Genomic DNA, 12,113 nt, shown 5'->3' with positions numbered 1-12,113 from the left:
AAACCTGCCTAGCCCTGGCCGACCCGAGCCCGAGCCGCCGGCGCCTCGCGGTCGGCGACGGTGTGCAGGTAGGCGTCGATATTGCGACGGGTTTCGGTCAGCGAGTCGCCGCCGAACTTCTCCAACGCCGCGCGCGCCAGCACCAGCGCCACCATGGTTTCGACCACGACCGCAGCCGCCGGCACGGCGCACACATCCGAACGCTGATGGATGGCGACGGCCTCATCGCCGGTAGCCATATCGACGGTGGCCAGCGCTCGGGGCACCGTGGAGATCGGCTTCATCGCCGCGCGCACCCGCAGCGCTTGGCCATTGGTCATCCCGCCTTCGAGCCCGCCTGCCCGGTTGGTCGAGCGGACGACACCATCGGCCCCCGGATACATCTCGTCATGGGCGCGGCTACCACGACGACGTGCCGTCTCGAAGCCGTCGCCGATCTCTACGCCCTTGATCGCCTGGACGCCCATCACGGCGGCGGCCAGCTGGCTGTCGAGACGGTTCTCACCGCTGGTGAACGATCCCAGGCCCACCGGCAGGCCCAGTGCCACCACCTCGACCACGCCACCGAGAGTGTCGCCGTCTTTCTTGGCCGCTTCGATTTCGTCGATCATGCTTTTTTCGGCCGCTGCGCCAAACGCCCGGACCGGGCTGGCGTCAATCGCAGGCAAGTCTTCCGCGCAGGGCGGCGCCCCATCGTAGGGCTCCGATGGCCCGATCGAGATGACATGGGAGAGCACTTCGACCCCCAACGCCTGGCGCAGGAACGCCCGCGCAATGGTGCCCGCGGCGACACGGGCGGCGGTCTCCCGGGCACTGGCTCGCTCGAGCACCGGCCGGGCATCGTCGAAACCGTACTTGAGCATGCCGGCATAGTCGGCGTGGCCCGGACGCGGCCGGGTCAGCGGCGCGTTGCGCGCTGAGTTTTGCAGATCAGCCGCTTCCGACGGATCAACCGGATCGGTAGCCATCACGGTTTCCCACTTCGGCCATTCGGTGTTGCCGATCTCGATGGCGATGGGTCCGCCCAGGGTGCTGCCGTGGCGTACCCCGGACAGCACGGTTACCGCGTCGCGCTCGAACGCCATCCGTGCGCCGCGACCGTAGCCCAGCCGGCGTCGGGCCAACTGGTCGGCGATGTCGGTCGAGGTGACCTGCACGCCGGCGACCATGCCCTCAACTACGGCTACCAATGCCCTGCCATGGGATTCCCCGGCGGTGATCCAGCGCAACACCTGATCATCTTCCCATGTGCCGCGGCAAGGCCCGCCGGCCTGCCCCACCGCCAGCGATCCAAGAACCATTCAACGTTTGTACGAACGATTCAACATCGATGACGGCGCCCTCCCGCAGTCGGGACAGCCACACCTGCGCTGTGCACCGGGCGCCAACGCCACCACGACTAGGAGCCCGCGGTCAACCCAGCAACGCCATCCCGGCCGCGCCGGCGGTGGCCATACACATTGACAGGCCGTGCGGCACCGTCTGGACACCACGCCACCGCATCCCCAGCCCCGCCAGCACGCTCAGCAGCGGCGCGGCCAGCGCCGCCAGAAACCACACGTCGGCACCGAAGCACCCGGCCAACCCGCCCAGACCGATGGCCAGCTTGACGTCGCCGGCGCCCATCGCCGTCGGCGCCACGAGGTGGACCAACAGATACACCGCGCTCAAGGCCGTCGCACCGGCCAGCGCCGCCATGCCCCACCCGCCCGCGACCGCGGCCAGCAGGATGGCTGCCGCCCCGGGCAGCGTCAGACCGTTGGGCAGGCGGCGTTGCCGGACGTCGTAAGCGCTCAACACCCCCAGCCACACCAGAACCAGCCCGGTTATCGCAATTCGCATGCGCAGCAGGCTAATCCAGTTCCGCCAACGCGCAAGTCATCGCCTCACGCGGCGCCGGCAGCCCGGTGAACTGCTCCACCTGTGCAAAGGCCTGGTGCAGCAACATCTGCAGTCCACTGATCACTCGGCCGCCGGCGCTGGCCACCGCGGCGGCCAGCGGCGTCGGCCACGGGTCATAGATCGCGTCCAGCAACACCGGGATGGGGGCCAGGGTTGGGGCGTAATACGCTGCCACCTCGGCCGGAATGGTGCTGACCAGTACCGCAGCGCCGCCGACTTCGTCGGCCAGAGCGACGTCATCCAGGCCGCAGAACCGACTCGGCACGCCCAGCCGTGTTCCCAGGTCGACCAGGCGGTCCGCCTTGTCAGGATTGCGCGCCACAACGGTGATTCCGGCTACACCCAGTTCGGCCAGTCCCGCGACGGCCGCCGGCGCGGTCCCGCCCGAACCGCAGACCAGGGCATGCCCGGATAGCGGCCCCAACGCCCCCGCTACACCGTCGATGTCGGTGTTATCGGCCCGCCAACCTTCGGGAGTGCGGACCAGGGTGTTGGCCGAGCCCACCCGTTGGGCGCGGGTGGTGCGCTCATCGGCGAACCGCAGCGCGGCGAACTTGCCCGGCATGGTGACCGACACTCCGACCCATTCCGGCCCGAATCCGCTGACCACGCCGGGCAATTCCGCAGCAGCGCACTCGATGCGGTCGTAGGTCCAGCCCTGCAAGCCCAACGCACGATAGGCGGCCAGGTGCAGTTGCGGGGACCGGGAATGGGCGATCGGCGACCCGAGAACACCGGCCTTTCTAGCGCGCGCTGTCGAGGACACCGTTACGCTTGGCCAGTTCGATATTCGCCAGATGCTGCTGGTAGTCCCGGGTGAACAACGTCGTCCCCTGGGCGTCGATGGTCACGAAGTACAACCAGTCCCCCGGCGCCGGGTGTTCGGCCGCCAGCAGCGCGTCGACGCCGGGCGAACAGATCGCCGTGGCCGGCAGGCCTTCGGACACGTAGGTGTTCCACGGCGTCCGCAGGGCTCGGTCCGCGTCGCTGGTAGCCACCTCGCGCCGATCCAGCGAATAGTTCACCGTCGAGTCGAACTCCAGCGTGCGGTGCTCATTGAGCCGGTTGTAGATGACCTGTGCCACCTTGGGGAAATCCTGGACGTTGGATTCCTGCTGTACCAGCGATGCCACCACGAGGATGTCGTAGGGCGACAGGCCTCGCGAGGTGGCAGTCGTCACCAGCCCCGCTTTCATGTACTCCACGGCGCCGGCACCGATCAGCGAGGACAGGATCCGTTCCGCTGGAGCCGCGGGATCGATATTGAAGGTGCCCGGCGCGATGAGGCCTTCGATGCGCCGATGGTCCTCACCCAGCTCGAGCACCGGCTCGACCGCCCAAGCCGGCACCGACAGCATCAGCGGAGTCCCCTTGCTCGCCGCCGAGCGCAGATCGGCAACCGAAACGCAGTGTTTGATGCCATCCAGATCCACACAGCTGGCCCGGGATATCAACGTGAGAATGCCCGGGGTCACGACGTTGGTCTTCATGTCTGTGGTGTCGTCGAGCTGACGCCCCTCCGGGATGACCAGCTTGCCCACCCGGCTTTGCGGGTCGGCGAGCCGTGCGACCGCGTTGGCCGCCGGAATCTCGGTGCGCACCCGGTAGAAGCCGGGCTGGATCGACGAAATCGCGGCGTTGCCGTGCGCGGCATCCACGAATGCCCGAACCGTGGCGACCACGCCCTGGTTGTATAGCGTCTCCCCGACCGCCGTGGTCGAGTCGCCGGCCTTGATCTGAATCACGATGTCGCGTTTGCCGGGACCGCTGAAGTCGTTGCCGCTGCCCGACATGATGTGCCAAATCTTGCCGCCGAAGACGACGGCGGCCACCACGATCACGACGAGCAGGCCCAAGGCGAATCCGCCGAAAAGTCGCCGCCGCCAGCGGCGGCCATTCCGTTCGCGGTCGCGCTTGAGCCGATCGACTCTGCTCATTCGGTGTCGGCTCGGCCCGATTGCCTCGGGTTCGGCCCTCGGGCGATATGTGTCCTCAGCCATCAAAGACGTCTCCGGCCAACGTCTGCGTGCCGGGTCCGGCCGGAGAACCGATCCCCGCACCGCGGCGTTGATCGAGCCAAGTTTGCAGGATGGCCACCGCGGCCGCCTGGTCGATCACCGCGCGTTGGTCTTTGGCCCGAATCCCTGCCTCTCGCAGGGATCGCTGCGCGCTCACGGTGCTCAGTCGCTCGTCGGCCAGCCGGACCGGCGTGGGGGCAATGCGCCGGCCCAGCGTCTCGGCCAGGTCGATCGCGTCCTGCGCCGATGCGCCGATGCGATCGCCGAGGGTCCGCGGCAACCCAACCACCACTTCCACCGCCTCCAGCTCGGCAACCAGGGCGGCGAGCCGGCGCAGGTGCTTGCCGGTGCGGTCGCGACGCACGGTTTCCACCGGGGTGGCCAGGATGCCGTTCGGGTCGCTGGCCGCCACACCGATACGCACCGTGCCCACATCGATGCCAAGGCGTCGTCCCAGTCCGGGGTCTGAGTCGCCGGGCCGGTCAGGGGGGCGATGCGGTGCGGCGACCACTCAACCGACCCGCGCTATCTCTGCCCGTAGTGCCTCAAGCGCGGCGTCGATGCCGGTCGGTTTCGTTCCCGAGCCCTGGGCCAGATCGGGCTTGCCGCCGCCGCGGCCTTCGACCGCCACGGCAACCATCTTGATCAGCTCGTTGGCGCGGATCCCCAGGTCCTGGGCGGCCGCGTTGGCCGCGATCGCATAAGGGACGGTGTCCTTCTCGCCGTCGGAGCTGGTCGAGATCAGCGCGACCACAGCGGGGTCGTTGCCCAGCTTGCCGCGAATGTCGCCGACCAGCGAACGCAGGTCGGCCGCGGTCATCGCGCCGGACATCCGCTGAGCCACCACACGCACGTTACCTATCCGCTCGGCCCCGGCGGCGGCGTTTGCCGCAGCCGCCCGCGCGTTGGCCAACCGGGCGCGCTCTAGCTCCTTCTCGGCGGCCTTGAGCCGCTCCACCAGATTGGCCACCCGAGCGGGGACCTCTTCGGACGGCACTCTTAGCGACGCGGCCAGGCCGGCCATCAGAGCACGTTCCTTGGCCAGGTGCCGGAAAGAATCCAGGCCCACGTAGGCCTCCACTCGCCGAACTCCCGAGCCGATCGACGATTCGCCCAGGATGGTCACCGGACCGATCTGCGCCGAGCTGTCCACGTGGGTGCCACCGCACAGCTCCAACGAGAACGGCCCGCCGATCTCTACCACCCGCACCTGATCGGGATAGGCCTCGCCGAACAACGCCATGGCACCCATGGCTTTGGCTTTCTCGAGTTGCTCGGTGAAAGTGTGCACCTCAAAGTCCGCCTGAACCGCCTCGTTGGTCACGTGTTCGACTTGGCTGCGTTGCTCGTCGCTTAGCGACCCCTGCCAGTTGAAGTCGAATCGCAGATAACCCGGCCGGTTCAGCGACCCGGCCTGAACCGCGTTAGGCCCCAACACTTGCCGCAGCGCGGCATGCACCATATGGGTACCCGAGTGCCCCTGGGTGGCACCTTTGCGCCAGCCGGGGTCCACCGCGGCGACGACGCTGTCGCCTTCGACAAATTCCCCGGACTCGACGTTGACGCGGTGCACCCACAGGGTTTTAGCGATCTTTTGCACATCGGTGACCGCCGCGCGCGCACTGCTGCCCGATCCCGTTCCGCCGATGGTCCCGACGTCGGCAATTTGGCCACCCGACTCGGCATACAGCGGGGTGCGGTCCAACACGAACTCCACCCGATCGGCATCCGTAGCCCCGCGCTCCGAACCGTGCGCGACCACCGGAACCCGCTTACCGTCAACGAAGATGCCCAGGATCCGCGCCTCCGAGGTCAACTCGTCAAAGCCGGTGAACTCGGTGGGCCCGGCGTCGACCAGCTCCCGGTAGGCGGTTAGGTCCGCGTGGGCGTGTTTGCGAGCGGCAGCGTCGGCCTTGGCGCGCCGACGCTGGTCGGCCATCAATTCATGGAACCCGGCCTCATCGACCGACAGACCGGATTCGGCGGCCATCTCCAGCGTGAGCTCGATCGGGAACCCGTAGGTGTCGTGCAGGGTGAAGGCATCCGAGCCGGACACCATGGTGGCGCCGGATGACTTGGTCGCGCCGGCCACCTCGTCGAACAGCCTGGACCCGGACGCCAGGGTCCGGTTGAACGCGGTCTCTTCCGCGACGGCTATCCGATTGATCCGGTCGAAGTCGGCGACCAGCTCGGGATACGACGGCCCCATCGCGTCGCGCACGCTGGCCATCAGATCGCCCAGGATCGGGGAGTCGATACCCAGGAGCTTGGCTGACCGGATGACGCGGCGCAGTAGCCGGCGCAATACATAACCACGGCCGTCGTTGCCCGGGCTGACACCGTCGCCGATCAGGATCGCGGCCGTACGGCTGTGGTCGGCGATGATCCGGTAACGCACGTCGTCAGCGTGATTACCCATGTCGTAGCCGCGCGGCGCCCGAGCGGCGACCAGGTCGATGACCGGCCGCAGCAGATCGGTTTCGTAGACGTTGTGCACTCCTTGCAGAACCAGCGCAATCCGCTCAACGCCCATGCCGGTGTCGATGTTCTTGCGCGGCAGCGGCCCCAGGATCTCGAAGTCCTCCTTGGAGGTTCCCTCGCCGCGCTCGTTTTCCATGAACACGAGGTTCCACACCTCGAGGTATCGATCCTCGTTGGCAATGGGACCGCCACCGACCCCGTATTCGGACCCGCGGTCGTAGTAGATCTCCGACGATGGGCCACACGGCCCGGGGATCCCCATCGACCAGTAGTTGTCCGCCATGCCACGGCGCTGAATCCGTTCGGCCGGCAGCCCAGCGATTTCGCGCCACAGTCCGGCCGCCTCGTCGTCATCGAGATAGACTGTGGCCCATAGCTTTTCCGGGTCAAGCCCGTATCCACCGTCAGCGATGCTGTTGGTCAGCAGCGCCCACGCCAGTTCGATGGCCCCGCGCTTGAAGTAGTCGCCGAACGAGAAATTGCCGGCCATCTGAAAGAACGTGTTGTGCCGGGTGGTGATACCCACCTCGTCGATATCGGGGGTGCGGATGCATTTCTGGATGCTGGTCGCCGTCGCGTGCGGCGCGGTGCGCTGGCCGAGAAAGTAGGGCACGAACTGGACCATGCCGGCGTTGACGAACAGCAGGTTGGGGTCGTCGAGGATCACCGAAGCGCTGGGCACCTCGGTGTGGCCCGCCTTCACGAAATGATCAAGGAACCGCTTCCTGATCTCGTGTGTCTGCACTTTTCGTCGCTTCCTTAGTTCGCTTGGTCCTAGCTGGGGTCAGTTGTCAGCCTATTCGCCGGCCTTTTGGAAGGCCGGCTAAAGATGTATATGGCCCGCTTAGCCTGCCACCTACCCCGCGAGGAAGCTCAGTCGGACCGACCGTTGCGGATTGTCGCGATTAAGGTCGACCAGCACAACGCTTTGCCAGGTGCCCAGCAGGGGCTCACCGCCCGTGACCGGCACGGTCACCGATGGCGCGACCAGGGCCGGCATCACATGGTCGGCACCATGGCCGGGAGACCCGTGTGCGTGCTGGTAGCGGTCGTCGCGCGGCAGCAGCCGTTCCAGGGCATCGACCAGGTCATGGTCCGAGCCGGCGCCCGTCTCAATGATCGCCACTCCAGCTGTCGCGTGCGGGACGAATACGTTGCACAGTCCGTCGCCGTGCTTGGCGCAGAACGCGCGCACCGCGTCGGTGAGGTCGACGATGCGCCGGCGCGCGGTGTCGACATCCAGCACATCGGTATCCATCCCGTCCAGCCTACGGTGACGGCTCGGCGACCTGCCAATCCATTGCCACCAGCCCCCGCGGGCATTGCCAGGGCAAAGCAGCAGGAGGAAGGTAGTCGGTGGGACCGGTGGCGCCACCGGGGCGCTGCCCCGACAGAGGAGGGGGCCGATCGTGTACGCACGCTCTACCACCATCCAGGCACAACCCTTGTCGGTCGACATCGGAATTGCGCATGTTCGCGATGTCGTCATGCCCGCGCTGCAGGAGATCGACGGATGTATCGGGTTATCGCTGCTGGTCGACCGGCAATCGGGCAGCTGCATTGCCACCAGCGCATGGAAGACGTTGGAAGCGATGCGCGCCAGCGCACACGCGGTAGCGCCCATCCGTGATCGGGCGGCAATGATGTTCTCCGGCAATGCGCGAGTCGAAGAATGGAGCATCGCGATGCTGCACCGCGACCACCGGTCGCACGAAGGGGCCTGCGTGCGCGCTACCTGGCTGAAGGTGGTGCCGGACCAGATTGAGCGATCCCTGGACTTCTACGGGATGTATGTGCTGCCCGAGATGGAGGATCTGGACGGATTCTGCAGCGCGAGCCTGATGGTCGATCATCCCGCGTGCCGGCGCGCGGTGTCCTGCTCGACGTTCGACACCATGGAAGCGATGGCCCGCAACCGCGACCAGGCAACCGAGTTACGCAGCAGGCGTGTCCGCGAACTGGGTGCCGAGGTGCTCGATGTCGCCGAGTTCGAGTTGGCGATCGCGCACCTACGGGTACCCGAGCTGGTCTGACCTAGCCGACGCGGCGAGTGTGACGCTGTCATCCACGTTTGCCGCGGATGATGGCGCGCAGCCGGTCGAGCCGGCCGGCGATCTCGCGCTCGCCGCCACGGCCGGTCGGCTGGTAGTAATCCACGTCCACCAGATCATCGGGTGGATATTGTTGGGCGACAACGCCGTCGGGATCGTCGTGGGAATATTTGTATCCCTGCGCATTGCCCAGCGCCGCCGCACCGGAGTAATGCCCGTCACGCAGATGAGCCGGCACCAGGCCCGCCTTGCCGGCCCTGACGTCCGCCATTGCCGCAGCCAGGGCCTTGGTCACGGTGTTGGATTTCGGCGCGGTGGCCAGATGGATGGTGGCGTGCGCCAACGTCAGCTGCGCCTCGGGCATGCCGATCAACGCCACCGTTTGCGCGGCGGCTACCGCCACCTGCAGTGCACTCGAGTCCGCCATCCCGATATCTTCGCTGGCCAGGATCATCAGCCGGCGCGCGATGAACCTCGGATCCTCCCCCGCCACCAGCATGCGAGCCAAATAGTGCAACGCGGCGTCAACGTCGGAGCCCCGCACCGATTTGATGAACGCACTCACCACGTCGTAGTGCTGATCACCGTCTCGGTCGTAACGAACCGCGGCCCTGTCCAGAGACTGCTCAATGGTCTCGACGCCGACGTGATCGCTCGCTTCGGCGGCCACCTCCATCGCCGTCAGGGCACGGCGTGCGTCGCCGGCCGCCAGTTGCACCAGCAGGTCGATGGCCTCGGGTGTCACCGTGACCCGCCCGCCGAGCCCGCGCGGGTCATCGATGGCGCGGTGTACGACCGTGCGAATGTCGTCGGCGGTCAGCGGGCGCAACTGCATGATCAGCGACCGCGACAACAGCGGCGCCACCACGGAGAATGACGGGTTTTCCGTCGTCGCGGCGACCAGCAACACCACCCGGTTTTCCACCGCTGCCAGCAGTGCGTCCTGCTGGGTCTTGGAGAACCGGTGCACCTCGTCGATGAACAGCACGGTTTGCTCGCCGCGCAGGATCGCGATTCTGGCACCCTCGATGACGGCGCGAACCTCCTTGACGCCGGCAGACAAGGCCGACAGCGCTTCGAACCGACGGCCGGTGGCCCGCGAGATCAACGCCGCCAACGTCGTTTTGCCGCTTCCCGGGGGGCCGTACAGGATGGCCGACGCCACACCCGAGCCCTGGACGAGGCGTCGCAGCGGCGATCCGGGCGCCAGCAGGTGCTCTTGACCGACCACTTCGTCGAGCGAGGTGGGCCGCATCCGCACGGCCAGCGGCGCACCGGCCGGCACGGCCAGCGCCTCTCCGCTCGGCTGCGGTTCGCCGGGCAGGTCAAACAGACCGTCGGACACGACTTCAGACATACCACGAGGGGTAGACCCCGGGCGTCTTGGCGGAGTATTGACTTATTTCGTCGGATGCACGTCGCTTAAGCGATCAGGACCTGCCATGAACCAGCCTCCGCGATTGGCGGGGCAGCCCGTCCACATCCGAAGGTGGCAATCCAGGCCCGCCCGGGTATCCGCCGCCGTCGTACCCGCCTCCGCCGAACTACGGCGCACCGACCGGGTACGGGGTTCCTCCTCCGCCATCCGGCTATGGTGGCCAGCCCGGCCTGCCGGCCCAGTTCAGCGCGGGCGCCGCGTTCGGGTGGGCCGTCAGCCGATTCGGCAAGCACGCTGGGCCGCTTATCGTTTCCGCCCTTGCGTATGTATGGGGTCGTGCTGGCCGGCCTCTACGCGGTGATGGCGGTGCCCCTTCCCGCCGACGACATCACGACAAGTTCGGACGACTATGCCGCCACCGCCACCGGCGCCGCGCAGGAATGGAGTGGCAGCCAGTGGGCCGTCCTGATCGCGTGTTGAACGCTCATCGGTGCGGTGGCAATTTACGCCCAGGCGGCGTTCTTGTCCGGATCCCTCGACATCGCCGACGGAAAGCCGGTGACGGTCGCTTCGTTCTTCAAGCCCCGCGACCTCTCCATGGCGATCCTCGCGGCGTTGCTGGTCGCCATTCTCACCGGCGCGGCCTCGACAATCCTGTTCTTCCCTGGCCTCATTCTCGCCGTGCTGCTGCGGTTCACCATGCCGCTTGTCATCGATCGGTCCTTCTCCGCGACCCAGGCACTGGGGTCCAGCGTGTCGGCCGCGTGGGCTCACATCGGTGGGGCCCTATTGGCATGGCTGTTGCAAATCGCCGTGATCATCGTCGGCGCGTTGGCATGCGGCGTCGGCCTGCTCATCGCGGTGCCTGTCGCCACGCTCATCCTGACCTACACCTACCGGAAGCTTCCGGCGGACAGGTCGTTGAGTTCGCCAGGTCGGGTTACCAACAGTGGCCTCCCGCCATGCCGCCGGGGCCGTAATACTCCTAACACACCAGTCCGCGCGCCTCCGCGTCATTTTTGCTAAGTTCCGGTTTGCTGAATTCCGCGTACCGGTACGACCGAACTACGAAGCAAATTAGGACAGCGATGAGCCAGCCGCCAGAACATCCAGGCAGTCAAGCCGACCCACAGGGCGGTGACCAAGGCAGCCCGGGCTACCAGCCACCGCCCAGCTATGGCGCGCCTCCCCCGCCCCCGCCGCCTGGCTACGGCGCACCTCCCCCACCTGGTTACGGCGCACCGCCGCCACCTGGTTACGGCGCACCGCCGCCACCACCGAGCTATGGCCAACCTCCAAGCGGCTACTCGCCCCCCGGCTACAGCCCACCACCGCCACCACCCCCCGGCTACGGCCCACCCCCACCCGGCTACCCGCCGCAACCCGGCTTCGGCGGTCCGGTGAAACCCGCCTTCAGCGTCGGCGAGGCCTTCAGCTGGGCATGGAACCGGTTCACCCAGAACATCGCGGCGCTCGTCGCGCCAGTCGCAATCTACGGCTTGATCCTGGCCGCCGTCGGCGGCGTGATGATCGGGCTTTTCTTGGCCCTTTCCGACCGCACGACCACGACCTACACCGACGCCTACGGCAACACTTCGGAAACGGTGAACATGACGACGAGCCCGCTGGGCGGCATTGTGATGTTCGTCGGCTACCTGGCTTTGTTCGCGGTGGCGCTCTACATGCACGCCGGGATCACGACGGGCTGCTTGGACATCGCCGATGGGAAACCGGTGAGCGTCGCAACGTTCTTCAAGCCCCGCAATCTTGGCGCGGTGGTACTGACCGGTCTGCTGGTCATCGTGTTGACCGCCATCGGGTCGCTGCTGTGTGTCATCCCCGGGCTGATCTTCGGCTTTCTCGCGCAGTTCGCCATCATCGCCGCCGTGGACCGGTCGCTGTCACCGATCGACTCCATCAAGGCGAGCATCACCACGGTCCGCGAACAGCTGGGCAACACGGCGTTGTCCTGGCTGGTGCAGTATGCGGTGGTACTCGCGGGTGAATTCGTTTGCCTGGTGGGGTTGCTCGTCGGCATTCCGGTGGCCTCGCTCATTCAGACCTACACCTGGCGGAAGCTGTCCGGAGGCCAAGTCGTTGAGCTCAGCCAGCCTGGACCGCCGTCCGGACTACCGCCCGGGCCACCGCCGGCCCCGCAATTCGGCTAGCCGCCCGACCAAACCAAACCAGTAACCGTAAAGCCACCGAAACGCCGTGTTCACAACCAACGGCGTAGCAACCGCGTGATCGCCCGACCGGGGCCGACGTTGTCCGCGGGTGCGC

At 67.0% G+C, this 12,113-nt stretch carries 12 protein-coding genes; 4 read left to right on the top strand and 8 right to left on the bottom strand.

The genetic code is table 11. The annotated features are described in order from the left end of the window. Positions 1-8: 8 nt before the first annotated feature. From aroC to MB901379_RS09570, 7 genes are all read right to left on the bottom strand, one after another. Positions 9-1,232 (bottom strand): chorismate synthase, encoded by a 1,224-nt coding sequence (gene aroC, locus MB901379_RS09600; RefSeq protein WP_158019057.1) that lies wholly within the window; start codon positions 1,230-1,232, stop codon positions 9-11. Between the two features lie 181 nt (positions 1,233-1,413). After that, entirely contained in the window at positions 1,414-1,842 is a 429-nt protein-coding gene (locus MB901379_RS09595) for an A24 family peptidase (RefSeq protein WP_158016452.1), read from the bottom strand. 10 nt (positions 1,843-1,852) lie between these two features. Next, positions 1,853-2,668 carry a shikimate dehydrogenase gene (locus MB901379_RS09590; protein ID WP_158016451.1) on the bottom strand — a complete coding sequence of 272 codons (816 nt, stop codon included), beginning with the start codon at positions 2,666-2,668 and terminating at the stop codon, positions 1,853-1,855. After that, a complete protein-coding gene (locus MB901379_RS09585; protein ID WP_158016449.1) occupies positions 2,646-3,902 on the bottom strand; it encodes an endolytic transglycosylase MltG in 1,257 nt (418 codons plus the stop codon). Before MB901379_RS09585 ends, MB901379_RS09590 begins: the two co-directional genes overlap by 23 nt. Then, positions 3,895-4,431, bottom strand: a complete 537-nt coding sequence (gene ruvX, locus MB901379_RS09580) for a Holliday junction resolvase RuvX (RefSeq protein WP_158016447.1) — start codon at positions 4,429-4,431, stop codon at positions 3,895-3,897. The genes MB901379_RS09585 and ruvX overlap by 8 nt, the downstream gene beginning before the upstream one ends. Further along, positions 4,432-7,146 carry an alanine--tRNA ligase gene (alaS, locus tag MB901379_RS09575; RefSeq protein WP_158016445.1) on the bottom strand — a complete coding sequence of 905 codons (2,715 nt, stop codon included), beginning with the start codon at positions 7,144-7,146 and terminating at the stop codon, positions 4,432-4,434. It lies immediately after the preceding gene. A 111-nt stretch (positions 7,147-7,257) separates the two neighbouring features. Beyond that, positions 7,258-7,647 carry a secondary thiamine-phosphate synthase enzyme YjbQ gene (locus MB901379_RS09570; protein WP_174237083.1) on the bottom strand — a complete coding sequence of 130 codons (390 nt, stop codon included), beginning with the start codon at positions 7,645-7,647 and terminating at the stop codon, positions 7,258-7,260. A gap of 163 nt (positions 7,648-7,810) precedes the next feature. On the opposite strand from MB901379_RS09570, the gene MB901379_RS09565 reads away from it, so the two are divergent. Further along, positions 7,811-8,434 carry a hypothetical protein gene (locus MB901379_RS09565; protein ID WP_197717880.1) on the top strand — a complete coding sequence of 208 codons (624 nt, stop codon included), beginning with the start codon at positions 7,811-7,813 and terminating at the stop codon, positions 8,432-8,434. Between the two features lie 28 nt (positions 8,435-8,462). Here MB901379_RS09565 and MB901379_RS09560 read toward each other — a convergent pair whose 3' ends face one another. Further along, positions 8,463-9,809 (bottom strand): replication-associated recombination protein A, encoded by a 1,347-nt coding sequence (locus MB901379_RS09560; protein ID WP_158016439.1) that lies wholly within the window; start codon positions 9,807-9,809, stop codon positions 8,463-8,465. Between the two features lie 339 nt (positions 9,810-10,148). Between MB901379_RS09560 and MB901379_RS09555 the strand changes: the two genes are divergently transcribed. From MB901379_RS09555 to MB901379_RS09545, 3 genes are all read left to right on the top strand, one after another. Then, complete coding sequence (locus MB901379_RS09555) at positions 10,149-10,310, top strand: hypothetical protein (protein ID WP_158016437.1); 162 nt, start codon at positions 10,149-10,151, stop codon at positions 10,308-10,310. 15 nt (positions 10,311-10,325) lie between these two features. Next, positions 10,326-10,856 (top strand): DUF2189 domain-containing protein, encoded by a 531-nt coding sequence (locus MB901379_RS09550; RefSeq protein ID WP_158016435.1) that lies wholly within the window; start codon positions 10,326-10,328, stop codon positions 10,854-10,856. A gap of 62 nt (positions 10,857-10,918) precedes the next feature. Continuing rightward, positions 10,919-11,998: a hypothetical protein gene (locus MB901379_RS09545; RefSeq protein ID WP_158016433.1), complete on the top strand. Its 1,080-nt coding sequence runs from the start codon at positions 10,919-10,921 to the stop codon at positions 11,996-11,998. Positions 11,999-12,113: the final 115 nt, after the last annotated feature.

This window comes from Mycobacterium basiliense (assembly GCF_900292015.1).
Taxonomy (GTDB): Bacteria; Actinomycetota; Actinomycetes; order Mycobacteriales; family Mycobacteriaceae; genus Mycobacterium; species Mycobacterium basiliense.
This window is presented reverse-complemented; position numbering and strand designations above follow the sequence as displayed.

What these genes read in the sequence shown, in the direction of transcription:
- MB901379_RS09595 (WP_158016452.1), bottom strand. Translation starts at nt 1,842, where the DNA reads ATGCGAATTGCGATAACCGGGCTGGTTCTGGTGTGGCTGGGGGTGTTG.
- MB901379_RS09585 (WP_158016449.1), bottom strand. Translation starts at nt 3,902, where the DNA reads ATGGCTGAGGACACATATCGCCCGAGGGCCGAACCCGAGGCAATCGGG.
- MB901379_RS09560 (WP_158016439.1), bottom strand. Translation starts at nt 9,809, where the DNA reads ATGTCTGAAGTCGTGTCCGACGGTCTGTTTGACCTGCCCGGCGAACCG.
- MB901379_RS09545 (WP_158016433.1), top strand. Translation starts at nt 10,919, where the DNA reads ATGAGCCAGCCGCCAGAACATCCAGGCAGTCAAGCCGACCCACAGGGC.